This is a genomic window from Bradyrhizobium sp. MI1.4, assembly GCF_055811315.1.
This window is the reverse complement of the sequence record NZ_JBVVPP010000004.1, coordinates 253,977-279,322: the sequence shown is the minus strand read 5'-3', so window position 1 is coordinate 279,322 and position 25,346 is coordinate 253,977. Positions and strand designations below refer to the sequence as shown.

The following is a 25,346-nucleotide window of genomic DNA, read 5'->3' as shown; positions in this document are numbered from 1 at the left end:
GTCAAGAGAGGGCGCGACGACCGGAAAGGATTCGCGGCAACCTGCAATTTTTTTCGCGATCAGCCTCCGACGGCCTGATAGGCCAGACGCTTGAACTCGAAGAAGAACGGATTCCAGAAGCCCATGTAGCGCTGCGTCATCAGCACACCGGCGGTATTGGCCTGCGGGCAGATCCACCAATGGGTGCCGGCGAGGCCGCCCCACTGGAATTCGCCGGTCGAATTCGGGGGATCGAACGGCATCGGCGCGAAGGTGACCGCGCCGCCGAGGCCAAAGCCCTTGCCGGGGATCGGGCCGAGATTGGCGAAGCGGATGTTCTCGCCGGCGGGCAACTGGTTCGTCATCATCTGCCGCAGCGTCTCCGGCTTCAGCAGAGCATCCGAGCCGGGAAGCAGCGCCCGTATCAAAGCGAGCATGTCGGGCAAGGTCGAGACCAGTCCGCCGCCGCCCGACAGCCGCGGGAATTGCCGCCGATAAGCCTGCGGATAAGGCAGGTCGTCGGCCCGGGTGAGGCCGGGCTTCATGGGATCGAGGACATCCGTGCCGTTGTAGAGCGCGACCAGCCTGCCCTGCTGCGCGTCCGGCACGTGGAAGCCGGTGTCGGTCATGCCGAGCGGCTCGAAAATGCGCGCCTTGAGCACGGCGTCGAGCGGCTTGCCGGAGACGACCTCCACGACACGCCCGAGCACGTCGGTCGCAACCGAATATTCCCAGGACGCGCCGGGATGAAAGGACAGCGGCAGATCGGCGAGCTGGTCGATCATGTCGGTCAGCGGCGTCAACGGATTGAGAACGCGCGCCTCGTTATAGCTTTTGAACAGCACCGTGCCGGGATCGAAGATGCCGTAGCTGAGGCCGGAGGTATGGGTCAGAAGCTGCCGGATCGTGATCGGGCTCTTCGCCGGTTCGACGTCGGCAAGGCTCAAAGCGCCCGGCTTCAGAACCTTGCGATTGCCGAGTTGCGGCAGGAATTTCTCGACAACGTCATCGAGCCCGATGCGGCCTTCCTCGGCCAACAGCATGATCGCGCAGGTGACGAAGATCTTGGTATTGGAGAAGGCGCGAAAAATGTGATCGGGCCGCAGCGCGGTGCTGGTCTCGCGATCGGCGAAACCGACGCACTGCTGATCGACGACCTCGCGGCCCCGCAGCACCGCCCAGGATGCACCCGGAATGATCTCCTGATCGACGTAACTCTGCATTGCTGTCCGCGTGGCGGAAAAATCAGGTGTTCTGGCGTCCATGTGTTTCCCCAATGATGGTTGGGATCGATATAGCGTGAATTCGCCAGATATGAAGCCTGACCGGACGGCGCGGCTCATCTCTGCTTCATGAACGCAGTCACGTGCAGGCGGCGCCGAGTCCGCATCCCCTGCCGCTGGTACAGCGCGATGGCCGACGAGTTGCTCGAGAACACGTGCAGGAACGGAATTTCGCTGCGCGCCTCGATCTGCCGCGCGACCGCCGCCAGCAGCGCCTGCGCGTAGCCCCGCCCCCGATGATCAGGGTGGACGCAGACGGCCGTCATCTCGACGAAATTGCCCGGCTTCATGCGCTCGCCGGCCATCGCGACCAATTCGCCGCCGGCGCGGATGCCAAGAAACGTCCCGAGTTCGTGCGTGCGCCGCGCGAATGGACCGGGCTTCGTCAACTCCGTCAATGCCATCATGGCGGGAACGTCGGCTGCACCCAGCCGGACGATCTCGGCATCGCGAAGCGGGCTATCGGCCGGGGAGCCGATCATCTGCTCGCAGGGTCCGGCCAGCACGACCTTGAAACCGGCGGGAACGTCGACGGCCTCGGGTGTGAACAGCGCGGCGACCTGCGAGCCCGACAGGAGATTGCCGAGCTCGGCAAAGCTCGTCTCGGACATGTCGACCATGTCGGCAAAAGGCGTCACGTCCACCGGATAGCGCAGCGCTCCCGGGCCACCCTCGGCCAGATGTTTGTGGCTGGTCGTCAGCGCGCTCCAGATCGGGCGATCCAGTAGGGTCACGTCACCGTCGGACACCGGCCTAGTCCTTATCGAAGCTGACGATGACGGCGGCATTGGCGATGAGGATGGGGTCGTTACCCTGCTCCGCAGCCGAGGGAATCTCCAGCCCGCCCTTCACCGCGTTGACGGTGACGGTGCCGTAAGGCAGCTCCTTCGCGACCGCGTCCTTGTCGACGGCTTCGGGATTCGGCACCGCGATCGTGACGTCGACGAACATGTCGTTCGCAGTCTTGTCGATCATCCGGAAGAAGCCGAGGCTCGAATGCCTGATGGCATCAGAAACGGCACGCTTCGCCGCCTTGGTGGCGTCCCTGCCGTGCACGTCGACGCCCATCCCCATCTCGGTGATACAGCGAATGCGAGCCATGACCTTATTCCTGTGACTGATTGAGTGATGTGGAGTGTGGGGGATCGGACGGCACGATACAAGTGGGGTCGTTCCTCTCGTATCGCGGACGCGGTGCGGCACGCAGAGGCGCTCCATCGTTGCGGCGTTGCAAGCCGCCTACGCTGTGCTATCGCTTAGGCGATGACTCCCAAAACTTTCGAAACCCGCTGCCTGCGCCTGCCCGCCGTCACCAAGGTGGTGCAGTGGGAGGGTACCTCCGTGTTCAAGGTCGGCGGCAAGATGTTCGCACTCGGCGGCGGCTTTGCCGCGCGCTCCGGCGGCTACATGTTCAAGGTCTCGAACATGGCCTATGCCATGCTGATCGAGCACGGCCTTGCGCGGCCGGCGCCCTATCTGGCGCGCGCCAAATGGGTGCAACTCGTCGGCAACAACGCGCTGCCGGACGCCGAGCTCACGGCCTATCTGGCGCAGGCGCACGCGCTGATCGCGGCGAAACTCACGCGGAAATCCCGCAAGGTCCTGGGCCTGGATTGAAGCGCAGTTCGCTGGTGAAGCGAAAACGTGCACTGATTGACTTCGATGATATGTCTGACTAAAGTCAGATATATCATGCTCGACCCTGTTTCCCGCGTCCGCCGCTTCAATCGTGCCGTCACGTCCGCTGTCGGCGCGCTCGACACGTCATTCCTGGGACGCGGGCGGCCACTGGGGGCGGCGCGCGTGCTCAACGCGATCGGGCATGGACGTTCGGACGTGGCCGAGATTCGCGACTATCTCGGCCTCGATTCCGGCCTGATGAGCCGCCTCCTCCGCTGCCTCGAGGACGAAGGGCTGGTCGAGACCAATGCGCATGAGGACGATGCGCGCCGTCGCGTCGCGACGTTGACGCGTGCGGGCCGGCGCGAGTTCGCGGCCTACGAGGCGCTGTCGAATACGCAGGCCGAGGGCTTCCTCGCCCAACATGCGCAACGCGAGGCGCTGCTGGCGGCGATGGATTTGGTTGCTTCCGCGCTGACGCGCGAGCGCGTCACGCTGGACGAGATGGACCCGCGGAGCGAACAGGCGCGCTATTGCCTCGGCGAATATTATGGCGAGCTCGGCCGCCGCTTCAAGCAGGGGTTCGACGTCTCGCTGTCGCGCGATCCCGACGCCAAGGATATGCGCCGCCCGCGCGGCACGTTCATCGTCGCGATGTCGGACACGCTACCGGTCGGCTGCGTCGGGCTCAAGGGCACCGATCACGGCTATGCCGAGATCAAGCGGCTGTGGGTCGCACCGGCGGCGCGCGGATTGCGGCTTGGCCGGCGTCTGATGGACATGACCGAGGATGCTGCGCGCGGGCTCGGCATCAAGCTATTGCGGCTCGACACCAACAGCGCCCTGGCGGAGGCCAGCCAGCTCTACCGACGAAGCGGCTGGAGCGAGATCCCCCGCTTCAATGACGATCCCTACCCGGACCTGTTCTTCGAAAAACGTCAGTGAGCGCCTGCGCCGATTGCCCTGTTGCTGCGTTATGGCCGAAGCCGCAGGAGCACGCCATGACCAGGTCCGACCTCGCCGACATCTACCGCAATTACATCGCCTGCCTGAACCGGCAGGATTGGCCCGCGCTCGGACAGTTCGTCCACGATGATGTCGCCCACAATGCGCGACCATTCGGACTGTCCGGCTATCGTGCCATGCTGGAGCAGGATTTTCGCACAATTCCGGATCTGCATTTCAACATCGAGCTGCTGGTCTGCGATCCGCCCCACATCGCCGCCCGGCTGAAGTTCGATTGCACACCGGCTGGAACGTTTCTGGGGCTGGATGTGAACGGCAGGCGCGTGTCCTTCTGCGAAAACGTGTTCTATCGATTTCGCGACGGAAAAATACGGCAAGTGTGGTCCATCATCGACAAGCCCGCGATCGAGGCGCAGCTCTAGTGCTGCGCCTCGATGAACTTGCTTACGCCGCCGCCGGCGCCAACTCCGCTCGCGGCTTCGGGAACGGCTTGAAATTCATCGCCATCAGGAAGGCGCCGAGGCCCATCGCCCAGGAGGCGATATAGAGCCAGGCGTAGCTCGAGAACGCATCGTAGATCAGGCCGCCGGCGAGCGGGCCCGTGGCCATGCCGAGACTGCCGGCCATGGCGGTGCCGCCGATCACGGTGCCCATCATCTTGAGCGGGAAATTTTCGCGGATCAGCACCGCGTAGAGCGGCATGGTGCCGGCATAGATGAAGCCGAAGACGGCCCCGACGGCGTAGAACGTCGCGAGCTGATGCGCGAAGACATAGGCGAGTGCGCCGAAGGCCTGCAACAGCAGGCCCGAGACGAGCACGCGCTTGGCGCCGAAGCGGTCACCCATCAGGCCGAAGGCGATGCGTCCGCCGAGGCCGGCAAAGCCTTCGATACTGTAGATCGTCACCGCCGCGACCAGCGGGATGCCGCAGCTCACGGCATAGGAGACGGTGTGAATGATCGGACCGGAATGCGTGGCGCAGCAGAAGAAATTGGTCGCGAGCAGGATCAGGAATTGCGGCGAGCGCAGCGCCTCTCCCATCGACATCTCACCTTGCACGGCGCCCTCGCCCGCAGGCGCGGCCAAGGCGTGCGCGAGCGCCGGCGGGCGGCGCACCAGGAACGAGACCGGGATCATGATGGCGCCGACCACCAGCGCCACGATCTGCATCGAGGTGCGCCAGTCATGGCCGGAGACGAGCCAGGCCGCGAGCGGCGCCATCGTCATCGGCGCCATGCCCATGCCGGCCGACACCAGCGAGACCGCGAGGCTGCGATGGGTGTCGAACCAGCCGGTCACGGTCGCCATCATCGGCGCGAAGATCGCCGCACAGGACGCTCCGACCAGAAGCCCGAAGACGAACTGAAACGCCAGCAGCGAGGTGGCGTGACTCGCCGCGAACAGGCTCACGGTCAGCACCGTCGATCCCGTCAGCACCACCAGCCGCGGCCCGAACCGGTCCGTCAACGTGCCCCAGACCATGCTGGTGCAGGCCATTGCCAGAAAGCCGATCGTCATGGCGCTGGAGATGCCGGTCACGGACCAGCCGGTGTCCTTTGCGATCGGCTGCAGGAATACCGGCAGCGAAAACATGCCGCCGATGGCGACGCAGCCGAGCAAGCCGCCCGCGGCGACGATCACCCAGCGATAGGAGGAAGCGTTCATTTTGGTCTCCCGTCAGATCTGTCTGGGTGGAAGACGAATGGGAACATGGTGGGCCGACAGGCCGACGCAAGTTTTTGCGGCACGCTTTTGTGACCTGCCAAACAAAAAACGCGAAAACAACCCCATGCACAGTAGCGGGGCGCTGTCGGATCAAGGACTTACAGCGCAGCTCTTTGCAGTGCGAAGGAAGACCCGCCGTTTGACTCGTCGGGCAAAACACCTGCATGATGGCATCATCCCGCCGCTATTGAATTCGTCCCGTCGCTAACGCGATCGTCCGCCTCCTCGCGCGCCATCCGGCCTTGCCGTGCGAAACTGGCCGTGCGGATGCGGCGAAATCCGTGACCGGGTTCGACGACGCGCCTGGCGCTCCGCGATGTGCCAGGCCACGCAACGCTAGAGAACTGCAGGGAAATGCTTATGCCGAAAATCGACATCGCTGCCGTACCCGCCCGCAAGGGCGCCGGCTACCCCGCGCCCTTCGATGCACCTTGCGCCGATCGGGTCCGGCAGCGGCTCGGCAATGCCGGAGGCTTGTCCGATTTCGGCGTCAACCTGATGCGCTTGCCGCCCGGCAACTGGTCGAGCCAGCGGCATTGGCACTCGCATGAGGACGAATTCGTCTATGTCCTCGAAGGCGAAGTGACGCTGATCGAGGACAAATGCGAGATCGTGCTCCGCGCCGGTGACTGCGCCGCCTTCGCGAAAAACAGCGGCAACGGCCATCACTTGATCAACCGTTCGAGCGCCATCGCCCTCTATCTCGAAGTCGGCTCTCGCTCGCCCGACGATCTCACGATTTGCTCCGACATCGACATGATGAGCGCCAACTCCGACGGCCGATTCGTGCACAAGGACGGCACGCCCTATCCGGACGGGTGAGCGTCCGCGACAAGGCTTGAATGGCAAGGCTTCAAACAGCCGCGCTACGCCGCCACTCGCCGACCGTGAGCCAGACCGCCGAGACCAGGAAGTAGAGCGCACCGACTGCAGCATAGCCCGCGACATTCGCGATCGAGGGAATCGCGGGCATCGTGGCCTGAAAGATGAAGAAGCCGCCTGCGAGAGCCGACTGGCCCCCGCTGAGCACCATGGCCCATTGCGCGCCAAAACTCCGCCAGCGCTGGATGGCCGTTCCGAGTTGGAGCAATCCCGACAGGATCGCCCATGCCCCGAAGATTCCGAGCACCCGGTTCATGCTCATCTGCAAGGTCACAAGCACCGCGACGGTGGTCGCCAGGCTGACCACAACGTTCAGAGCCTGCGGGCGGCTTTGAGCGAGTCCGCCGCTGCGAACCGCGTCCGCGAAGTTGGCAGCGGCGTCCCATGCGGGATAGAGGACGAGCAAGGCGCCGGCGATCACTGGAGAAGAAGCCCCGGCGGCAAACGCAGCAGCGACCCAGGCAACCGAGAACGCCGCTCGCACGAAGTAATATTGCTTCAGCCATCGCTCGCGGTCGCAATGAACCGGATTCAATTGATATCGCGCCATCGCAGTCTCTCCTATACCTACTAGTTGGTAGTTTTCTTACACACAACGAAACCGTCTTCGATCCAGCCCACTTGCTGGCTATCGTCATCGTCTCGCCGATGTCTCTCAGTGCTTGTTGGACAGCCGGTCCAGCAGCGGGGTGGTAATCACACCGAACATCTTTGGATCGCCATAGGCACGCGCCGACAGCATGGCGCCGTGAATGGTCGCCATGAATCCTTCGGCCTCGACGCGGGCTGTGCCGGAGAGTTTGAGTTGCCCTTTCCGCTTGCCACGCTCCATGACGGCCGTCAGCCAGGAAGCCAAGGAGCGGAAGTGCGCACGGACTTCGAGCGCAACCTCCTCCGGCAGGATCGGAAGCTCGCTGGCCAGCAGCGCGCACACGCAGAACGGCGCTGTCGCATCATTGATGCACGCCTTCCAGTACGCGACATAGTTTTCGAGCTGGTCGCGCGGATCAGGGACATTGCGCTCGAGCGCGGACAGTCCCGCCTCGGCTTCGGCGCGGTAGCGCGACACGAGCGTGCGGACCAGATCGACCTTGCTGGCGAAATGATGGTGGATGCTCGGCTTGCGGATACCGACCACCTCGGCCACGTCGGCGTAGCTGAAACCATTGTAGCCGCCCGCGATGATCAAGCTGCGCGCGCAGGCCAGGATGTCGTCGGCTGTCGAGGAAACGTGGGTCATTGTCCCTAGCTACCTTCCAGTTGGTAGGGCGTCAAGAACGGGATGCTTCAACCATCCGTGAGTGCTAGGAGCTTGCATGACCATTCGCCCGATCGTCCGCTATCCCGACCGCCGGCTCGCGATGCCGGCTGACCCCGTCACCGCGTTCGACGATGCGCTCCGCGAGCTTGCAAATGATCTGCTCGAGACCATGCGCGCCGCGCCCGGCATCGGCATCACGGCGCCGCATGTCGGCGTGCCCTTGCGCGTCGTCGTGCTCGAGCTCGACGCCAGGGACGGTGCACAGACCTATGTCAATCCGGAGATCGAATGGGCCTCACCCGAGATGATCCTGCATCGCGAAGGCAGCGTCTCGATGCCCGGCGTCAACGACGAGGTCCAGCGCCACGCCCGCGTGCGGATCAGCTATCGGGATCTCGACGGCAGCATGCACAAAGAGGAGTCGGAAGCCTTGCGTGCTGTCTGCCACCAGCACGAGATCGACCAGCTCGACGGCATGTTCTGGATCCAGCGCCTGTCGCGGCTGAAGCGGGAGCGGCTGGTGAAGAGGTTCGAGAAGATGTCGCGCGAGTGAGCGGGCCGGCAAATATCCGGCTTGTGTGAAATCGCGCCGGCCCGTTGGGAGGGAGACGAATGACATATTCAGGTCGTTGTGCCTGCGGCGCGGTTTGTTACACCATTGCGTCCGCGCCGATCCGCGGCTTCCAATGCCAGTGCAGCGACTGTCAGCGCGATACCGGCAGCGGCCACAGCTGCATCTTCGTGTTCGCGCGCAGCGCAGTCGCGGTGACAGGCGAGGTGCGCGAAATCGAGCGCACTGCCGTCAGCGGCGCGGTCAAGCGCAAAGGGTTCTGTCCGAACTGCGGCTCGCCTATCTACAACAAGCCGGACGAGAAGCCGGACTTAATCGGCATCTATGTCGGCACGCTGGACGATGCCAGCACGTTCAAACCGTCCGTCGTGCTGTTCTGCTCGCGCGGATATGCCTGGGATCACCTCGATCCCGAGATTCCCAAACTCCCGGATGGCACCCGGGATCGCGCTGATTTCTTGCAGATTGGGGGACAGCCAATGGCGATGAGCTTCGAGCTATCGATGCTGCCCGCCGCAATCGTCTGGGGCTTTGTACAGCTCGTCGCCGCCGCGCAGGCCGCGAACCTGCAGTACGGCCTCAGATGGGCCGCCAGCCCGGGCGACACCGAGATGCCGCCGCTCAAGCCCATCCCCCGCCGGGCAAAGAACGGAAACGTCTCCATGAGGCGTGGCCGCAATGCCTTCACGCCCGCTTCCCGCTCCGCTTGCTCATTGGCGCGTTACGACGCTCGCGTTTGCCGCGCGCGATTTCCGTCGCCAGCGCATCCAGCTTCGGCTCCCAGAAATTGCGGAACTGACCGATCCATGCATCCACCGCTTGGAGGCCCGCAGCATCGACCGAATAGAGCCGTCTTTGCGCCTCCGCCCGAACCGTCGCGAAGCCGCTCTCGCGCAGCACCTTGAGGTGCTGCGACACGGCGGCCTGCGTGATCCCGAACTCCGCTCCGATCACTTCGACGACCTCGCCGGACGCCATCTCGCCGGGCGCAAGCAGCTCGAGGATGCGACGGCGGACGGGGTCGGCAAGGACCTCGAAGATTTGCATCAGCTTCCTGTGCCCGGATGCGCCACGTCGGGCGGCGTCTCGCCGCGATAGAAAGCGATGGTACGGTCCGACCGCTGTTTCGCGGACGCAGGATCCACGCCGCTTGCGACATGCGCTGCGCGCCAATACTCGCCGCTGCTCGTCATGAATTCCTTGCCCGCGGGAGAGCCCATCCATGCCTCGGCCGTCTCATGGTCGACCGATGCCCCGGTCGCAACATATCGCTCCAGCCCGGCAATGGCGAGATCCCAGCCGATCCCGACTGCCCCTGGACCGAACTGATTCCAATGATCCTCGATCATCGCGGTGTGCTCGAGCGTCAGCCGCGCCTGGCTTCGTTCTGCCGTCAGCTTGACGTCGATCCAGCTCATCGCGCCGCCGAATTCCCAGGTCGCCGCAAAATGGGTCGGCGGCGTACATGCCGTGATGGTCCCGCCTGCATTCCCCTTGAGCTGGTATTTTCCGCCGAGCCGGAGATCTCCCCCGACCGGCAAGAACCAGCGCGGAATGCGTTGCTCGCTGGTCACTGCGTCCCAGAGATCGTCGACGCTGGTCTCGTAAAGCCGCGTCAGTGTCACCGCACTGGCTGCCTTCCCGTCCTTCTCGAAATTCCTCACCGAACGCGTAACCAGCCCTAATACCCTGACGACGTCGATCTCCATGGCGCTCCTCCTTGTCGTTTCGTGCCAGGATTAATATCGGTCGACGCTAATATAAGTCAATTCTTATATTCAGGGAAAATACCGCTCAGATATTTCCCTGGTGGTTTCCCGAGCGCCTTCTTGAACATGGTGATGAAGGCCGCGACGGAGTCGTAGCCGAGATCGGCGGACACCTGCTGCACGCTCGCGCCGGACGTCAGCTCCCGCAAGGCGACGATCAGGTGCAATTGCTGGCGCCACCGCCCGAAGCTTAAGCCCGTCTCCCTGACCACGAGACGCGCGAGGCTGCTCTCGCTCAGCGCGACGCGATCGGCCCATTCGGCCAGCGTCCTGCGATCGGAAGGGTTTTTCGCCAGCGCCGCGGCAATCTTCTTCAACCGCGGCTCGGGCGAGAGCGGCAGATGCAGCTGCTGAACCGGCATGCGGGGAAGCTCGCGCAGCAGGACGCTCGCCAGAAGCTCCACCCTCGCCTCGTCATTCGCGATCTGATTGGCCAGCTCGACGATCACTTCACGCAACAGTGGGGAGATCGAAAGCGTGCAGCACCGATCCGGCAGGTCCACGACCTCAGGCTCGATGTAGACGAAAAACAGCCGGGCGTTTTCCGTCGCGAGGTTGCTGTGCTGCATGCCTCCTGGAATCCACACCGCGCAATGCGGCGGCACCATCCACAGACCGGTGGGAACGCGGCACGTCACGGCGCCGCCCAGCGCAAAGACAAGTTGCCCCTTGCGGTGCCTGTGATCGGGCACCTCGTCCTTGGTCCCGATCACGTCGACGCGCACGGCGATAACGGGCGCGGAGACATCATCCACATCAAGATCAGGCCATGGAAAACGGAGCGGCTGCCGCATGTTGCCGGTTTTTAGAAATTGATTGGCAGAACATCTAAATCGAGCGAAGAGGAATGTCGATAGGGTGCCGCCTGAACCTGCCCGGGGGCGTCCGGGCGCCGCCCACGCTATCGAAAGAAACGGCCATGCATGGTTTCACGAGTACGACAGCAGCCGGGCTGCAACGCGTGGTCCGCACGCAAGCGGGGGCCGTGCGTGGCGGCCCGCGCGATGCAAGCGGCGTGATCGCGTTCAAAGGCATTCCCTACGCAGCACCGCCGGTCGGGCCTCTGCGTTGGTGCGCTCCGCAGCCCCCGGAGTCCTGGGATGGCGTGCGCGATGCGCTTGTGTTCGGCGCGGGGTGTCTATCGGCGCTCGAAAACGACCCGCGGCCGGGACCACGCGACGAGGATTGCCTCTATCTCAACATCTGGACCGCGGCGAAGCACGCGGATGAGAAGCGGCCCGTGATGGTGTGGATTCACGGCGGCGGCTTTCAGTTCGGCTCCTCGGCGAATCCCGCAACCGATGGCAACGCGCTAGCAGCGAAAGGTGTCGTCGTCGTCAGCTTCAACTACCGCCTCGGCATCTTAGGCTTCTTCGCCCACCCCGATCTCGACGCGGAGGCGCCTTCAGGCAATTACGGCCTGCAGGATCAACTGGCGGCGCTGCGCTGGGTCAAGGCCAACATCGCCGGCTTCGGCGGCGACCCCGAGAACGTCACCGTGTTCGGCGAATCCGCCGGCGCCATGGCCGTCGGCATCCTGATGGCCTCGCCTCTCGCACATGGGCTGTTTCACAAGGCCATTGGACAGAGCGGCGCGTTCTGGGATGGCAAGCACGGCCCGCTTCAGGGCTTTGAAGAAGCCCGCGCGCGTGGTCTCGCTTTTGCCCGGCAACAGGACAACGCGTCGATCGCAGCTTTGCGCAGCATGCCGGCCGATCGGTTGAATGCAGCCGCGCCGTGGAGTTTCAGGACCAGCCCGGTCGTGACGGCCTTCTCGCCGAGTATCGATGGTCTTGTCGTTCCTGATGTGCCCGCGCGGCGCTTCCGGCGCGGCGAACAGATGTACATCCCGCTGCTGGCGGGCTGGAATGCGGCCGAGGAATTTCCTTTCCGTTCGCAGTCACTCCCCGACGAATCAGCGCAAGCCTTTCTCGCCGCGGCCGAGGCGATGTTCGGCAAGGAGCGCATGGCCGATTTCCTGAAGGTCTATCCCGCGGCGACCGATGCGGAGGCCAGGACTTCTGCGGCGGCGCTCACGGGCGACATCGTGGTCGGCGAGCAATGCTGGCAGTGGCTGCGATTGCATTGGCGCGGGGGACGCGCGCCAGTCTACGGCTATCACTTCAGCTATACCTCGCACTACACGCCGATCGCCTCGCACGTCACTGAAATCCCGTTCGTGTTCGGCACACTGACACCGCAACAGGTGATCGGCAGCTCAGCACCGCCGGCCGAACAGGACCGCGCTCTGGCGCGGATCATGATGAGCTATTGGGTGAATTTCGCTGCGCACGGGGACCCGAACGGATCGGGTCTGCCACCCTGGCCCGCCTATGACGAGACGGACGTTGTGCAGATCCTGGGCACGCCGATCGAAGCCCGCCCCAATCCGCAAGCCGCCCGCTTCCGCTTCCTCGCCAGTTTCAGGCAGGACGGCATTTTGCCGATGCGCTGGCGGGAGCTGCCGTAGGCGGACCTCACTCGCCCGCCATCAGCTCCTTCGCCAGCGCCATGTAGGCCGGCAGCGTCACGGGGTCGTTGGCGGCGTTGCCCGCTGCGGGGTGCGAGGCGTAGCGCGCGATCACCATCTCGGCCTTGGGATCGATATAGATGCCCTGGCCGTGAACGCCACGCGCCATATATGCGCCGTGGGCATTGTGCGTGACCCACCATTGATTGCGATAGGAGGCGCCGGGTAGCGTGGTGTAACCGGCGGGCTTGAATTTCTCGGGATCGCCACCGCGCGCGATGTCCTCGACGACAGATGAAGGCACGATCTGCCGGCCGTTGGAGCGGCCGTGATTGCGCATGGTCTCGCCGAATCGGGCGAGATCGCGCAAGCAGGTCGACAGGCCGCCGCCGCCGCTTTCGGTGCCGATGCGATCGACGTGGTAATGCGCGTCTTCCTCCGCGCCCATCGGCTGCCAGATGCGCTCGGAGAGCAGATCGGACAACGTCATGCCGCTGACGCGCCGGATGATCCAGGCCAGCACGTCTGTGTTGACGGTCTTGTAGGCAAAGACCTTGCCGTGCTCGCCCTGCTTCTTTTGCCCGACCAGGAAATCGAAGATGGTGGTCGCACCGTCATAGTCGGGTGGAATCGGCGCCATGCCGTTGGCGCGCCGCAGTCCCCACACATGCGAGTTCTTGTCGGTGTAGACTTCGGTGTATTCGAGCCCGGTGGTCATATCCATGACCTCGTGCACGCGCGCGTCGCCGAACGCGCTCGCCTTCAGCTCCGGCACATAGTCCGTGACGGGCGCCTGCGGATCGATCTTGCCCTCGGCGACCAGAATGCCGGCGAGCACGCCGGTGAACGACTTCGTCACCGACATCGCGATATGCGGCTTGTGCGGCTTCAACGCACCGAAATAGCGCTCATAGATCAGCTTGCCCCGATGCAGCACGGCGATGCCGTCGGTGTAGGTTTCCTCGAGCATCTTCGCGAACGTCATGGGCCGCCTGTCCATGGTGGTCGAGGCCGACGCATCGATGTCGTGGCCTTCCCGCGGCAACACCGATGCAGGCCCCGCGCCGCGCCAGACATTCACGGTCGGCACCAGCTGGCGGATGTTGCTCCATGCCCAGCGTAGCTCGGGGAAGCTGCGGAACGAACCATCCTGGAAGCTGATGGTGCGGTCCGGAGACGGCGGGAAGCCTTTCATCCAGCCGAGTGTTTCGGGATCAGTTTCGGCGGCGGTTGCGGGCGACTGACTCGGCGCGGTGGCAGACATGAACATTGGCTCCGGAAGCGAACGACGGGGGTTTCGTATCATGGAGATGCGTGGCGAACATCCAGTGTTTGCGCCGAGGCGACCGTCGCCGTGGGCTGGGCACCAATCGTCTCCTGCGCGCCAGCCATCGTCGCGCAATCTGCGTCAAACGGTCCCGCAAGGCGCGCTGAACAAAACACTTGCCTGAGGCTTCTATCGTCCTCAACCCGCCCACTTTGAAAAGACGGAAGACATCTCATGCAAGTTCGCAAGTTTGCCATCTCGGACGCAACGCTCGAGCGTTCGCCCGGCCAGGATGGCGACATATTCGTCGGCAACGTGATCGACCAGCGTCACGGCGCGCCGATCACCATCGGCTACGGCCGCTACGCGCCGAGCCAGATCCTCGACGAGACAATCGCCGTCGACGACGTCATGATCGTGCTCGAAGGGAAGCTCTCGGTGTCGAGCAACGCCGGCACCGTGACCGCCGGTCCGGGCGAGACCGTCCACATGCCCAAGGGCACGCAGGTCACCATTCGCTCGCATGAGCAAGGCGCCGTCACCGCCTATGTCACCTATCCGCACTGGCAGGAGGCGCACGGGTGAAGCAGGCCTTTCGCGCACTGCGCGCCCCGCTATCAATTGGCTCGATCGACGGCGCAGAGCCCCGTCGGTCGAGCCCGAGCGGATTCGTGGTCAGGTCAGGCGGACCGACATGCCGCCGTCAACCGTCATGGGGCTGCCCGTCATGAACGATGCCCGGTCGCTCAGGAGAAAAACCGCCGCCTGCGCGATCTCCTTGGGACTGGCCATCCGCTTCATCGGGTGGAGCCCGGCGATGAAATTCAGGGCGTCGGGATTTCCTTCGCCCGCCGCCGGGGTGATGGTCCCTCCAGGCAGAAGCGCGTTGACGCGAATGCCTTCGGCCGCATGCTCGGCGCCCAGTGATTGAGCCAGGCCGATCAGTCCTGCCTTTGAGGCTGCGTACGCCGCCATTCCCGGCAGGCCCCCGTTGCTGAAGCCAACGAAGGACGAGGTGAAAACGATCGAACCGCCGCCCTGCTTGCGCAGCGCCGGGATCTGCGCCTTCGCGCTGAGGAACGCCGAGGTGAGATTCACCGCAAGCACATCGGTCCAGTTTTCGACGCTCATCTCGGGGACCGGCGTCATCTCGCCGACCACGCCGGCATTGTCGAAAGCGCCGTCAAGTTTTCCGAAGGTCTCGACGGCGTGCTCGACAAGGCGGGCTGCATAGCCGGTGTCCCGAACGTCGCCCGCAAGAAAAGTCGCGCGCCCTCCGGCGCTCTTGATGCTTGCAACCACGGTCTGCAGCTCGGGGCCGCGACGCGCCCCGAGCACCACATCGGCGCCTTCGGACGCGAACAGCGACGCTGCGGCAGCACCGATACCGCTGCTGGCGCCGGTTATGATGATCGTCTTGTTGGCCAGTTCCACCGCGAGACTCTCCTGATGTCAAAAAGGAGCCGAACAAGACATCAGGCACCGGCGAGCTGCCACCCGTTTCCCGAGTTGAACGCGGGATCACATCGTGGCGATATTGATCGGGGAATGGCGGCCTGCCCGTTTCCGTGATCGGAAGCGACAGGCCGCCGCGAGCGGCGCTATTTCAGCGGCAGAAAAACGTCCGCGACCGTCTCGTGCTCCGGCACCTCCGGGAAGAAGCTCAGCCGCTGGCAATAGATCGGGAAGTCGCGTGCTTCTTCGCCGCTGGCGGGAAGCCAGTTGCGATAAAGATAGAGCGCGGCGGGCTCCAGATTGTCGGTGTAACCGACGACGCGCAGCACCGCGCAGCGTCCGCCGGGGATCTCGCCGGCCTTGATTTCTTCGCCGTTCGCCACGATCGCTTGTGCGGTCCCGACGCAAAGGTCCACGCTGTAATCGGCGGGTGACGCAGGCCGCCGCTCGGAACGCCAGACATTGAAGGTCGGACTTGTGCTGGGGTGCAGGTGAGCCGCCTTGCGCCACGCGATGAAGCGCTGGATTGTGGCGGGAAGCGTCGCCGGGTCGCCGCGATGCTCCATGATCGCCACCTTGGTGGGTTGCACATCGCGGATCGTCACGTCGTCGGTGGTAAACGTCTTCTGCATGAGCTTGCTCCTGGCGTTGTCGAGAGGCCCTAAGGCCGCAAGCCACGGCTCCCAGTCGGGAGACTTCCGGAACGACGACGGAGATTGCCCGAACCGTTGCCGAAAGGCGCGGGCGAAGGCATCCGGTGCGTCGTAATCGGCATCCATCGCAACATCCGTGACATCAAGGGCGTCCATATAGGCCAGCTGGTGCGAAGCGCGCTTCATGCGGGCCAGCTGGACATAGCGATGCACAGATAATCCGAAGGTTGCCGAGAACTGCCGGTGGAAATGAAATTTCGAGAAGGCGGCAACAGCGCTTAAGCCGTCCAGGTCCAGATCTCCGTCGAGATGCCGGTCGATATGGTCCAGCACCCGTCGCATGCGGTCCTGATAGTTTTGCACCGCCGCCTTCATCGTCCCTCCTCCGTGGCGGCTCCATCTAGTCGCTGACGGCCATGACACGCTCGACCGATCTTGCGGTTTGGCACGGATCGCTAGCCCGGATGGAGCTACGTCCGGCAACTGGTTTCCTCAGGGAAGACCACACCGATTGCAAGCACCTTCCTCTACGCGTTAGACTGTCGGCCCCCCTTCACCCACAAAGTGGGCGTTCCCCTTCAAGATGTCAGTACGGATGAACTGCCTTCCTCTGCACGAACTGGCGCCCGACTTCGAACGCTTCATCCGCGATCTCGAGGACTTCAATCGTGGCTGATGCGGTCACCGGCCATCCGGGCTGCGGCTTCAGGGAAATCTCATTCGCAAACGGAATCCAAGCATGACTGCAACTCTATCCATCGTCGTCCTGGCTGCCGAGCTCCTCATCAGCGCGTTGGGCGCGTTCGTATCAATTGCCGCGCTTGGCTTCGCGGGAGAGGTCACGCGATCCAGGGATTTGACCGCCTTTGGCTGGGTTTTGGGGGCGCTCTACTTCGTTGTCACCTTTACGCCCCTCGTCGCAACCGCATGGGTGGCACACAGAAGGTTTGTTTCAGACAAAGCGTTCCCGGTGCTCGAAGTCATTTCGTCGCCGTACCTGGTCCCGGTGGTGCTGTGGGTTGGCGCAGCGATTTTCTGCATTGGGCTGTTGGCATTTCAAAACGGTGCGGGGCTGGCGCCGCGGTAGGGAGACGCGAAGCGATACCCATCGGGCCGAATGCCATCAGCATCCTCCAGGCGAAGCGCAGGCGTCCACGAAGATAGCGGCGGTCAGGGTATCAAAGAGCGCTGGGACGATCGATGTCAAACACGTCGATCTGTCGGTCCTGGAGCAGATCCTCCAGCGCTTCGGGCCCGTTCGCCAGCGCGTAGTCCCGCTCGGCGTCGGAAATAGGCAGTACCTGCAGCCAGGCGACGGACTTGGCCGAGAAGGACTGTGTTTCCAGGTCCCACACGAACGGAGAGATGAGCATGGCGTGCTTCATCTCGCGCCCTTCGCCATACAGTTCCAGGGCTCGCGGAATGACGACGCCGGGCAAGGGTGTGATCTCGCCCTTCTTGATGCTGAAAGCGCAAGTCGCGATCATGTTGGCGCCCTCGGCCGTCGCCAGAGCCAGCAGAATCTCGACGCCCAGGGCCTTGCCGCCAGACGTCAGGCCGGTTTTTGCGTCAGAGAGCGCGAGGCTGGCATAAGTGGAAACGCCTCCTGCCGGCACGTCCTTGATGATCATGATGTCGACGTCACTGACGTGGGCGTCATCCCAATATTTCGTAACCGTCGGTGAACCCTGCGTAACATCTCTCAGATAGCGGGCGAGAGATTTGTTGTCTTCCGAAACCGCCATGGCTCCTCACGTCAAAAATCCAAGGTCGTCGGCAGTCATATCTTCAACACCATGACTGCGAGCATACGATCGCCGCTCTGGCCTGTCGTGGGACCTCGGTATAGACGGGGCCGGCGGTCATATCCATGACCACGTTCTGGCGCGCGGTGGACTTCCTCGGCCAGGCACAATTCCATCAAGATCTAGCAGACGCCGGAACGAAAAAGGGGAGCCCGCATGTCGCGGGCTCCCCCTCCTGCATTCCGACGTGATGCGGCTGTTACCGGCCGGCAGGCTCCAATGCCTTTTGCACCATCGCGGTGTCGACATATTGGGTCATGCTGGCGATCTTGCCGTCCTTCACCAGATAGAGATGCGCGAAATTGGCGCGCATGGACTTGCCCGTCGCCTTGTAGGTCCCGGAGTAGACGCCGAAGGCGGCGACGCGGTCGCCGTCTTCGAGATAGGTGTGAACGTCGGCGCGGTAGCCGGTCCATTCGGTGGCGAGACGCCGGAACACGCCTGATATGATCGCGTCCGCCCCGACATAGGTGCCCGCGTATGGAAACCCTTCCGCTTCGGTCCATGCGGCATCGGGAGCGAGAGCGGCCAGCAAGTTGCGGCCGTTCTCTTCCGACGATGATCCCTCATAGGTGGCGCGGATCAGGTCGAGGTTCGCCCCCATCTCAACCCCACTTCATCTCGCCGGTGGCGACCTTGGCGCCGATGTCGAGCGCAACGCCCATGCCGAGGCCGGGGAAGCGCGCTTCCATCGCCGCCTTGAGCGCCGCCGAATCCTTGGTTTTGGCCAACTCTTCGTCGAACGCCTTGAGGTAGGCGATGGTGTGCTCGACACCGGACAGGTCGGTCTTCGCATCCGCCGACAAATGGCCGGGCACGACGATCGCCGGCTTGCGCGCCGCGATCTTTTCGAGATTGGCGATCCAGGCGGCGCGCTGCTCCCTGGTCGGCGTGTCGGCGGTCCAGACATGGACGCCGGAGAAGATCAGCACGCCGCCGAACACCGCGTTGAGCGAGGGTACGAACAGATAGCGCCGGTTGGCCAGGCCGTCGGCGCTGACGATCTCGATGGTCTCGCCGTCGACGCTGAGCGTCTTGCCGTCGAACGCTTCGGGGATGACCACATCGGCCAGCACCTGCGGGCCGTTCGCCTTGAGTTGCGGCCCCCAGACGGCAAGCTTCTTTTCGACGCTGGCGTGAATGGCCGCCAATGTCGCTGGCGACGCGAGCACGCGGGCCTCGGGGAAGACAGCCTTGATCGCGCCGAGGCTGAAATAATAATCCGGGTCCGACTGGCTGATATAGATGGTGGTGAGCTTCTTGCCGGTGGCCTTGATGGCGTCGGCGACCGCCTTGCCATCGGACAGCGTGAAGCCGCCATCGATCAGCACGGCTTCGCTTGGCCCGGACACCAGAACGGGCGCCCGGAAGAAGCCGTTCTGTCCGGCCGGAAAATGCTTCCAGGCGAGCCCGCCCGCGGCATGGCCGAGGCCTGCGGGTGCGAAGACGGCGGCGGCGCCCGCGGCGAGAGTGGTTTTCATGATGGTTCTCCTTGTCGGCATGTTGGTCTCCTGGTGCTTGTCTACGATTGCGAAATGAAAGCTGGATGGTCCGGCCTCTGTTGATCGCTGCGCTCAGGCCGCCTTCAGTCCGTCGACGAGGACGTCCAGGCTGCCGAACAGGGCGCTTGCTTGCACGAGGCGGCGATCATGGCCCGTCCCGACGATCAGGGCCGGGACGCCGTTGGCGCCGAATCGGCGCATCTCGGCACGCGCAGCCTCGAGGCGCGCGCGGTATGCGGTGATCAGTGCGACGTCCGGGCTCGCCAGACGCGCGGCGACCTCCGGCAAATTCATCGCGCGCAGCACATCCGAGAGAACGGCGATGTCCGTGCTGTCGCGTCCCTCGACATAGCGGACGAGCTGCAAGGCTTTCAGTGCCGCGAACTCCCGATCAGGCGCCATGAGCGCAACGGCCGTGAGCGCCAATGTTGCCGGGCCGGAATCGAACAGGCGCGTGCGGTCGCCCAGCACGTCGCGGCGATAGGCTTCGCTGAAGGGCTGGCCGCTCAAGCGCGAGATCCGCTGGTCGTTGCTCCAGGCGTAGGCCGCAAAACCATCGTCCATCGGACGGGCGCCCTCGCCGGCGAACAGGCCTGTCGGCGCGAGTTCGACAGCGAAATCCGTTCGGGCGACGAGCTGTTCGAGCAGCGTTGAGGCGCCGTAGCACCAGCCGCAGAGCGGATCGAACAGGTAGGTGATTTGAATGGGCGCGGACATGGCGATCTCCTTGGACAGCAATGTGGCACGGGCATATTGATAGAAAAATATCAACAAAACATACAGAATGTATGTGATAGGCTGACAGTTGGATAGCACCCGACTGAGCCCATGAACCTGAACCGCCTCGCCTATTTCGCAGCCGTCGTGGACACCGGATCCTTCACCCGGGCCGCCGAGCGGCTCGGCATCACCAAGGCCGTGGTGAGTCAGCAGGTGGCGCAGCTGGAGCGCGATCTCGGCACCAGCCTGCTCGTGCGCACGACGCGCCGGGTTCATCCGACCGAGGCGGGCCGCATGTTTCATTCGCGCTGCGTCATGATCCTGCGCGAAGCGGAGGATGCCTTCGACGAGCTCGCTCAGGCAGCCGCCGCGCCGACCGGCACCTTGCGGATCACGGCGCCCAACGACTACGGCACCGCCGTCGTCATCGCCGTCGTCACGGCCTACGCGGCACGCTATCCCCACTGCCGCGTGGAGTTGACGCTCGAAGATCAGACGGTCGACCTCGCCTCAGGCCACATCGACATGGCGATCCGTGTGGGGTGGCTGGTCGATTCCAGCCTGCAGGCGCGCAAGATCGGATCGTTCCGGCAATGTCTGGTCGGCGCTCCCGCATTCGCGGATCGGATCGCCGCCGCGCGCGATCCCGACGAATTGGTGACGCTACCGTTCATCGCCAACATGGCGCTGCGCGAGCCGTTGCTGTGGCAGTTCTCGCGCGGTGATCTCGATCGATGCGCCGTGCGCCTGCAGGCGAGCATCGCCATCGACACGACGCCGGGGGTGCTCGCAGCGGTGCTCGCCGGCGGCGGCCTTTCGGTGCTGCCGGATTTCCTGGTGGCCGACGATCTCGCGGCGGGCCGCCTCATCCACATCCTGCCGCAATGGCAACTGCCATCCGGCGGCATCCACACGGTCTACCCCGCAGCCCGCTTCCGCCCGCCGAAGGTGACCGCGTTTGTGGAGATGCTGATTGCGGCTCAGCGGCGGGCGGGTACGAACGCATGAGCCGTATGGTTTTGCTTATTGCTTGAAACAATGCTCGCGGTGCCACTTTAAGAAGTGCGGATGTGGCCGATCTGACGCACGACGCGGCGCAAGAGCGCGCTCCGTCTTGTTGATGATCGATTGCACTCCCTCCAGATCGTTTGTCTGGCGCGAGATCAATATCTCCAGATCGTCCGCGAAGCTGATGAGACCACGATCAAACATCCAATGTGCGGTGCCCGAAAGAGCAACGCCATTGCTGATGATGTCCGGCCCGTTTGCCTCGACGGAGCGTATGTGAGCCGCCGCGACCTCCGCGCGCCCCATTCCATTGATGAGCTTGAGGCCGGTGATGGCGCAACGCTCTTCATAGGCACGCAGCACGATGCGGCGGAAAACTCGATCACGCAGGACTTTCGAGATCGTTACGCTAACACGGTCGCGCTGCTGCTCAACCGCGAATGGCACCTGCGGCTGGTCATTAAGATCGAGCGATGGAAGGTCGCCGTCGCGCCGCGGCAGCAGCGGCGCGTTCTCCGCGAAACCAAGCTCGCATATTCTATTGAAATCGTCGGGAGAGATTGGGCGGACTGCGGACTGAGCGCGTCCTGAAATCCGCCCCTGTTCGTTAAGAACACCGCGCTCTACTGGACCCGTCGGTCCGTTGAATGGGACTGAATTGGCAAAATCGAGATAGCTTCCCGGTTCCATTAAAGCGAGATACATCCCGGAAGTACCGGGATCGGGAAGAACCTGCTGAACCCGAGCAATTGCAAAGTAACCGCGCGTTTCAGCAACCTTGCTCGGTTCGTAATATACTATCCAATCGCCGATGCAGGCTTCAACGCGATGAAGATATTGACTGGGAAATTGGTACTGCTCAGCGGGGCTGTCGTCGTAGATCGAGTCCAATCGATGGATGAATACCCCAAACCCCATGACCTAATCGGCGCTGCCTCTCCAGGAAACAACACCCAGCGATGCTGGATCAATAGCAGTCACAACCCTACTCCCACTCGATTGTTTCGGAAGCACGATAACGCCTTGATCTGTCGAGGCCAAGCTTTCCGCCCACGACCCGCCCCGCGTCACTCGCGCGCCACCGACAGCCCCGCCAGCAGCGGCGCGTACGCGGCGAGCCTGCGTGATACGAACTCCGTGAACAGCCGCACGCGCTTGGTCTTGCGCGTCTCTCCCTGCGTGAGGAGCCAGACCGTTCCGTACATGTGCAGGTCGGTCCCCGGCACCCGCACCAGCAGCGGGTCGGCATCGCCGACGAAGCACGGCAGTGTCGTGATCCCCAGCCCTTGCCGGACAGCAGCGATCTGCGCTCCGGCGTCACTGGTCCTGAATGGAACGTCCGTGGTGCGAACCTCGCCCGCGCTGGCCCAATCCGGGATGCCGTGCATGCTGATGACGATCCAGCGGAAGGGATCCGGCGCGCCCGCACGCCACGCGGCCAGTCGATCCCTGGACATGTAGACGGCGCCGAACAGCTCCGGTCCCTTCATGCCATGAAGATTTTGCGGCAGGGTTTTGCGCTCGTAGACGACGCGGATCGCGACGTCGGCCTCACGGTTGGTCAGATTTGCCAGTTCGCCGAACGACAGGACATCCATCTCGATATCGGGATGCAGACGCGCGAAATCGGCGAAATCAGGCATCAGCAAATGTGTCGCCATCGGCGGCGCCAGCGTCACCCGCAGACGCCCGCGCACGCTCTGATCGCGCCCGAACACGCGCGTCTCCAGCTGGTGTGACGAGGCTTCCATCTGGTCGGCGAATTCGAGGACCTCCTCGCCCGCAGCCGTCAGCCGGTAGCCCGAAGGCAGCTTTTCGAACATCTGGACCCCAAGGCGTTCCTCGAGCTGGGCGATGCGTCGCAGCACGGTCGCGTGGTTCACGCCGAGGTGCTCGGCGGCCGCCCGCACCGAGCCTCCCCGCGCGACGGCTAGAAAATAGCGAACATCGTCCCAGTCGATCATGGTGCAATCCCGCACCGCGCGGTGCGCCTTTCAAGCCGTATCTGATGCCTCCTACAGCAGTATGGGCAGTGATCATAGCCGGTTCCGGCCAGCAGGGCCCTTTCTGAGCGACGGACACCGATCGTCGCCGTCGGCGTTAGTCGTCCGGCCGGATCGATTTCGCACCACCGATGTGCGCGCTTCCGCACTCAACGCCTGGGGCCGGCGGACCTATGTCGGGGTCCTCGGGGGCAGATGCTGCCCCGACACCACGACAGGAGACATCATGGGAAAGCTTGACGGCAAGGTTGCAGTCATCACGGGTGGCGCGACCGGCATCGGCCGCGCCGCGGCAAAGCGCTTCATCGAGGATGGCGCTTTCGTCTTCATCTTCGGCCGCCGACAGCAAGCCCTCGACGCTGCTGTCGCCGCCCTCGGGCCCAATGCCCGCGCGGTGAAGGGCTCGGTCTCGGATGAAGCCGACCTCGACCGCCTCTACGCGGCGGTGAAGGCCGAGCGCGGAACCCTCGACATCGTCTTCGCCAATGCCGGCGCGGGAAGTCAGCTTGCGCTCGGCAAGATCACCGCCGCGCACATCGATGAGGCCTTCGACACCAATGTGAAGGGTACGATTTTCACGGTGCAGAAGGCGCTGCCGCTGATGCGCCGGGGCGGTTCGATCATCCTGACGGGATCGAGCGCCGGCACGACGGGCGCCCCGGCCATGAGCGCCTACAGCGCGAGCAAGGCGGCCGTGCGAAACCTCGCGCGGACCTGGGCGGAGGACCTGAAAGGCAGCGGCATCCGGGTCAACGTGCTGTCGCCCGGAGCGACCGCGACCGAACTCGCGAAGGAAGCGCTGGGCGAAGAGGGACAGAAGGTGTTCGCCGCGATGACTCCGCTGCAGCGCATGGCCGATCCGGCGGAGATCGGGGCGGTGGCTGCCTTTCTCGCCTCCTCGGACAGCAGCTTCATGACCGCCAGCGAAGTCGCCGTCGACGGCGGCCTGGCGCAACTCTGATCCCGGCGCGGTCCCGCGCCTGGCCCACACACAATGAAAGATAAACATCATGAAAAAACTAGAAGGCAAGATCGCCGTCATCACCGGCGGCAGCAGCGGCATTGGATTGGCCACGGCCAAGCGCTTCGTGGACGAAGGTGCGCACGTGGTGATCACCGGGCGACGCGAGAAAGAGCTGAAGGAGGCCGCAGCCTTCATCGAGAGAAACGTGACGACGGTCGTGAGCGACGTGTCGCGCCTGGAAGATCTGGACCGGCTCTATGCCGTCGTGAAGGAGAAACATGGTCACATCGACATTCTCTTCGCGAACGCAGGCGCGGGGACAATCGCGCCGCTCGCGCTAGCGACCAAGGCCCATTTCGACCAGACCTTCGATGTGAACGTGAAAGGCCTGTTCTTTACGGTGCAGAAAGCCCTCCCCCTCTTTAAGGACGGCGGTTCGATCATCCTGAACTCTTCGGTGTCGAACGTGAAGGGGTTGCCGGGGTTCAGCGTCTACGCCGCGAGCAAGGCGGCGGTGCGCAGCTTCTCGCGCGCTTGGACGCTGGAGCTGAAGGACCGCAAAATCCGCGTCAATACGATGAGCCCCGGGCCAACGGAGACTCCCGCCCTGGAGACGACGACGGGCTTGACCCGCGAGCAAGCCGAGCAAGCGGCCAGCCAATTTGCTTCACAGGTCCCGATGGGTCGCAGGGGCAAGCCGGAGGAAATCGCGGCTGCCGTCACGTTCCTCGCCTCCGATGAAAGTTCTTACATCACCGGCGTGGATCTCGCCGTCGATGGCGGCATGGCCCAGGTCTGACCGCGCCATCGACACAAATTCGGAGAAACATCATGAGCTACGCAATCATCGGCTTCGGCCCTATCGGCCAAGCCCTGGCCAGCGCGTTTGCCCGCAACGGCATCGAAGTCTCCGTTGCAACCACGCGCGACCCGGAAAGCTTTACATCCGCCGCGGCCGTGATCGGACCCTCGATCATTCCCAAAAAGCTGGCGGACGCCGTCAAGGCGGACATCGTCTTTTTGGCGGTCCGTTTCGAGTCGCACCAGGATGTCGCGAAAGCGCTGCCCACCTGGCAGGGCAAGACGATCGTCGATGTGACCAACGCCTACGGCGTGCCGCCTGAGAGACTGGGGGGACAACCTTCGTCCAAGGCCCTCGCGCAAGCCTTCACCGGCGGTCGACTGGTCAAGGGCTTCAACCATTTGGGTGCTGCCGTCCTTGCCCAGGATCCGGCCCTCCATGGTGGCAGGAGAGTCGTGTTCCTGGCGAGCGACGATCACGACGCCACAGTGGAGATTGGCACGCTTGCGGAAACTCTCGGCTTCGCGCCGATCAAGCTTGGCGGGCTTTCGGAAGGCGGACTGCTCCTGCAGGCGCGTGGAAACAGCTGGGGTCAACTGATCTTCAAGGATCTGGTCAAGTTCGACTGACGAACACGAGGT

General features: G+C 63.8%; 30 protein-coding genes and 1 pseudogene. 13 read left to right on the top strand and 18 right to left on the bottom strand.

Annotated elements, in window-relative coordinates:
* Positions 1-59 precede the first annotated feature (59 nt).
* From AC0L23_RS07330 to AC0L23_RS07320, 3 genes are all read right to left on the bottom strand, one after another.
* Complete coding sequence (locus AC0L23_RS07330; protein WP_085352882.1) at positions 60-1,244, bottom strand: serine hydrolase domain-containing protein; 1,185 nt, start codon at positions 1,242-1,244, stop codon at positions 60-62.
* Between the two features lie 74 nt (positions 1,245-1,318).
* Positions 1,319-2,011 carry a GNAT family N-acetyltransferase gene (locus AC0L23_RS07325; protein ID WP_085384875.1) on the bottom strand — a complete coding sequence of 231 codons (693 nt, stop codon included), beginning with the start codon at positions 2,009-2,011 and terminating at the stop codon, positions 1,319-1,321.
* 4 nt (positions 2,012-2,015) lie between these two features.
* The gene (locus tag AC0L23_RS07320) at positions 2,016-2,363 is read right to left on the bottom strand and encodes a Lin0512 family protein (protein WP_026233749.1); all 348 of its coding nucleotides are present in this window, start codon (positions 2,361-2,363) and stop codon (positions 2,016-2,018) included.
* A gap of 162 nt (positions 2,364-2,525) precedes the next feature.
* On the opposite strand from AC0L23_RS07320, the gene AC0L23_RS07315 reads away from it, so the two are divergent.
* The 3 genes from AC0L23_RS07315 (at position 2,526) to AC0L23_RS07305 (ending at position 4,270) form a co-directional block, all read left to right on the top strand.
* On the top strand, positions 2,526-2,879 hold the full coding sequence (locus AC0L23_RS07315; protein ID WP_085352880.1) for an MmcQ/YjbR family DNA-binding protein: 354 nt from the start codon (positions 2,526-2,528) through the stop codon (positions 2,877-2,879).
* Between the two features lie 75 nt (positions 2,880-2,954).
* Positions 2,955-3,827 carry a bifunctional helix-turn-helix transcriptional regulator/GNAT family N-acetyltransferase gene (locus tag AC0L23_RS07310; RefSeq protein WP_085362173.1) on the top strand — a complete coding sequence of 291 codons (873 nt, stop codon included), beginning with the start codon at positions 2,955-2,957 and terminating at the stop codon, positions 3,825-3,827.
* A 56-nt stretch (positions 3,828-3,883) separates the two neighbouring features.
* On the top strand, positions 3,884-4,270 hold the full coding sequence (locus AC0L23_RS07305) for an ester cyclase (RefSeq protein WP_026233750.1): 387 nt from the start codon (positions 3,884-3,886) through the stop codon (positions 4,268-4,270).
* A 22-nt stretch (positions 4,271-4,292) separates the two neighbouring features.
* Here AC0L23_RS07305 and AC0L23_RS07300 read toward each other — a convergent pair whose 3' ends face one another.
* Entirely contained in the window at positions 4,293-5,513 is a 1,221-nt protein-coding gene (locus tag AC0L23_RS07300) for an MFS transporter (protein WP_085352878.1), read from the bottom strand.
* A 420-nt stretch (positions 5,514-5,933) separates the two neighbouring features.
* On the opposite strand from AC0L23_RS07300, the gene AC0L23_RS07295 reads away from it, so the two are divergent.
* Positions 5,934-6,395, top strand: coding sequence for a cupin domain-containing protein (locus AC0L23_RS07295; RefSeq protein WP_018459171.1), 462 nt, complete (start codon positions 5,934-5,936; stop codon positions 6,393-6,395).
* A gap of 31 nt (positions 6,396-6,426) precedes the next feature.
* Here the strand turns inward: AC0L23_RS07295 and AC0L23_RS07290 are convergent, their stop codons facing one another.
* The gene (locus AC0L23_RS07290; RefSeq protein WP_018459172.1) at positions 6,427-7,005 is read right to left on the bottom strand and encodes a membrane protein; all 579 of its coding nucleotides are present in this window, start codon (positions 7,003-7,005) and stop codon (positions 6,427-6,429) included.
* A 105-nt stretch (positions 7,006-7,110) separates the two neighbouring features.
* A complete protein-coding gene (locus tag AC0L23_RS07285) occupies positions 7,111-7,695 on the bottom strand; it encodes a TetR/AcrR family transcriptional regulator (RefSeq protein WP_085352877.1) in 585 nt (194 codons plus the stop codon).
* Between the two features lie 76 nt (positions 7,696-7,771).
* Here AC0L23_RS07285 and AC0L23_RS07280 point away from each other — a divergent pair, with 76 nt between their 5' ends.
* Positions 7,772-8,269 carry a peptide deformylase gene (locus AC0L23_RS07280; protein ID WP_085352876.1) on the top strand — a complete coding sequence of 166 codons (498 nt, stop codon included), beginning with the start codon at positions 7,772-7,774 and terminating at the stop codon, positions 8,267-8,269.
* Positions 8,270-8,328: 59 nt separating this feature from the next.
* A pseudogene (locus tag AC0L23_RS07275) lies at positions 8,329-8,610 on the top strand (GFA family protein); the annotation flags it as partial.
* A gap of 361 nt (positions 8,611-8,971) precedes the next feature.
* On the opposite strand, the gene AC0L23_RS07270 reads toward AC0L23_RS07275, so the two are convergent.
* From AC0L23_RS07270 to AC0L23_RS07260, 3 genes are read right to left on the bottom strand one after another with little or no spacing between them, the layout of a single operon-like run.
* Positions 8,972-9,334, bottom strand: coding sequence for an ArsR/SmtB family transcription factor (locus AC0L23_RS07270; protein WP_018459176.1), 363 nt, complete (start codon positions 9,332-9,334; stop codon positions 8,972-8,974).
* Positions 9,334-9,996 carry an SRPBCC family protein gene (locus AC0L23_RS07265; protein WP_085352875.1) on the bottom strand — a complete coding sequence of 221 codons (663 nt, stop codon included), beginning with the start codon at positions 9,994-9,996 and terminating at the stop codon, positions 9,334-9,336. The genes AC0L23_RS07270 and AC0L23_RS07265 overlap by 1 nt, the downstream gene beginning before the upstream one ends.
* Before the next feature lie 56 nt (positions 9,997-10,052).
* Complete coding sequence (locus AC0L23_RS07260; protein ID WP_085352874.1) at positions 10,053-10,850, bottom strand: AraC family transcriptional regulator; 798 nt, start codon at positions 10,848-10,850, stop codon at positions 10,053-10,055.
* A 125-nt stretch (positions 10,851-10,975) separates the two neighbouring features.
* Between AC0L23_RS07260 and AC0L23_RS07255 the strand changes: the two genes are divergently transcribed.
* On the top strand, positions 10,976-12,526 hold the full coding sequence (locus AC0L23_RS07255; RefSeq protein ID WP_085352873.1) for a carboxylesterase/lipase family protein: 1,551 nt from the start codon (positions 10,976-10,978) through the stop codon (positions 12,524-12,526).
* A 7-nt stretch (positions 12,527-12,533) separates the two neighbouring features.
* On the opposite strand, the gene AC0L23_RS07250 is transcribed toward AC0L23_RS07255, so the two are convergent.
* Entirely contained in the window at positions 12,534-13,790 is a 1,257-nt protein-coding gene (locus tag AC0L23_RS07250; protein WP_094183363.1) for a serine hydrolase domain-containing protein, read from the bottom strand.
* Between the two features lie 237 nt (positions 13,791-14,027).
* Here AC0L23_RS07250 and AC0L23_RS07245 point away from each other — a divergent pair, with 237 nt between their 5' ends.
* A complete protein-coding gene (locus AC0L23_RS07245; protein ID WP_085352872.1) occupies positions 14,028-14,378 on the top strand; it encodes an ethanolamine utilization protein in 351 nt (116 codons plus the stop codon).
* A gap of 90 nt (positions 14,379-14,468) precedes the next feature.
* Here AC0L23_RS07245 and AC0L23_RS07240 read toward each other — a convergent pair whose 3' ends face one another.
* Both AC0L23_RS07240 and AC0L23_RS07235 read right to left on the bottom strand, forming a co-directional pair.
* Entirely contained in the window at positions 14,469-15,227 is a 759-nt protein-coding gene (locus tag AC0L23_RS07240) for an SDR family oxidoreductase (protein ID WP_085352871.1), read from the bottom strand.
* A gap of 167 nt (positions 15,228-15,394) precedes the next feature.
* Complete coding sequence (locus tag AC0L23_RS07235) at positions 15,395-16,276, bottom strand: AraC family transcriptional regulator (RefSeq protein WP_085352870.1); 882 nt, start codon at positions 16,274-16,276, stop codon at positions 15,395-15,397.
* A gap of 364 nt (positions 16,277-16,640) precedes the next feature.
* Here AC0L23_RS07235 and AC0L23_RS07230 point away from each other — a divergent pair, with 364 nt between their 5' ends.
* Positions 16,641-16,988 carry a hypothetical protein gene (locus tag AC0L23_RS07230; RefSeq protein WP_085352869.1) on the top strand — a complete coding sequence of 116 codons (348 nt, stop codon included), beginning with the start codon at positions 16,641-16,643 and terminating at the stop codon, positions 16,986-16,988.
* 91 nt (positions 16,989-17,079) lie between these two features.
* On the opposite strand, the gene AC0L23_RS07225 is transcribed toward AC0L23_RS07230, so the two are convergent.
* From AC0L23_RS07225 to AC0L23_RS07210, 4 genes are all read right to left on the bottom strand, one after another.
* The gene (locus tag AC0L23_RS07225; protein ID WP_085352868.1) at positions 17,080-17,646 is read right to left on the bottom strand and encodes a suppressor of fused domain protein; all 567 of its coding nucleotides are present in this window, start codon (positions 17,644-17,646) and stop codon (positions 17,080-17,082) included.
* A gap of 259 nt (positions 17,647-17,905) precedes the next feature.
* Positions 17,906-18,310, bottom strand: coding sequence for a nuclear transport factor 2 family protein (locus AC0L23_RS07220; protein ID WP_085352867.1), 405 nt, complete (start codon positions 18,308-18,310; stop codon positions 17,906-17,908).
* A gap of 1 nt (position 18,311) precedes the next feature.
* Positions 18,312-19,208 carry an MBL fold metallo-hydrolase gene (locus AC0L23_RS07215; protein ID WP_026233752.1) on the bottom strand — a complete coding sequence of 299 codons (897 nt, stop codon included), beginning with the start codon at positions 19,206-19,208 and terminating at the stop codon, positions 18,312-18,314.
* 72 nt (positions 19,209-19,280) lie between these two features.
* A complete protein-coding gene (locus AC0L23_RS07210; protein ID WP_085353049.1) occupies positions 19,281-19,925 on the bottom strand; it encodes a DsbA family protein in 645 nt (214 codons plus the stop codon).
* 111 nt (positions 19,926-20,036) lie between these two features.
* Here AC0L23_RS07210 and AC0L23_RS07205 point away from each other — a divergent pair, with 111 nt between their 5' ends.
* Positions 20,037-20,936: a LysR family transcriptional regulator gene (locus AC0L23_RS07205; RefSeq protein WP_085352866.1), complete on the top strand. Its 900-nt coding sequence runs from the start codon at positions 20,037-20,039 to the stop codon at positions 20,934-20,936.
* 15 nt (positions 20,937-20,951) lie between these two features.
* On the opposite strand, the gene AC0L23_RS07200 is transcribed toward AC0L23_RS07205, so the two are convergent.
* Together AC0L23_RS07200 and AC0L23_RS07195 are read right to left on the bottom strand one after the other, a co-directional pair.
* Complete coding sequence (locus AC0L23_RS07200) at positions 20,952-21,854, bottom strand: HNH endonuclease (protein WP_085352865.1); 903 nt, start codon at positions 21,852-21,854, stop codon at positions 20,952-20,954.
* A gap of 149 nt (positions 21,855-22,003) precedes the next feature.
* Complete coding sequence (locus AC0L23_RS07195) at positions 22,004-22,900, bottom strand: LysR family transcriptional regulator (protein WP_018459184.1); 897 nt, start codon at positions 22,898-22,900, stop codon at positions 22,004-22,006.
* 265 nt (positions 22,901-23,165) lie between these two features.
* Here AC0L23_RS07195 and AC0L23_RS07190 point away from each other — a divergent pair, with 265 nt between their 5' ends.
* The 3 genes from AC0L23_RS07190 to AC0L23_RS07180 are packed head-to-tail and all read left to right on the top strand — an operon-like array spanning position 23,166 to position 25,334.
* Positions 23,166-23,900, top strand: a complete 735-nt coding sequence (locus AC0L23_RS07190; RefSeq protein ID WP_085352864.1) for an SDR family NAD(P)-dependent oxidoreductase — start codon at positions 23,166-23,168, stop codon at positions 23,898-23,900.
* Positions 23,901-23,949: 49 nt separating this feature from the next.
* Positions 23,950-24,702 (top strand): SDR family NAD(P)-dependent oxidoreductase, encoded by a 753-nt coding sequence (locus AC0L23_RS07185; protein ID WP_247455685.1) that lies wholly within the window; start codon positions 23,950-23,952, stop codon positions 24,700-24,702.
* Between the two features lie 32 nt (positions 24,703-24,734).
* Positions 24,735-25,334 (top strand): NADPH-dependent F420 reductase, encoded by a 600-nt coding sequence (locus tag AC0L23_RS07180; RefSeq protein WP_085352862.1) that lies wholly within the window; start codon positions 24,735-24,737, stop codon positions 25,332-25,334.
* Positions 25,335-25,346 lie beyond the last annotated feature (12 nt).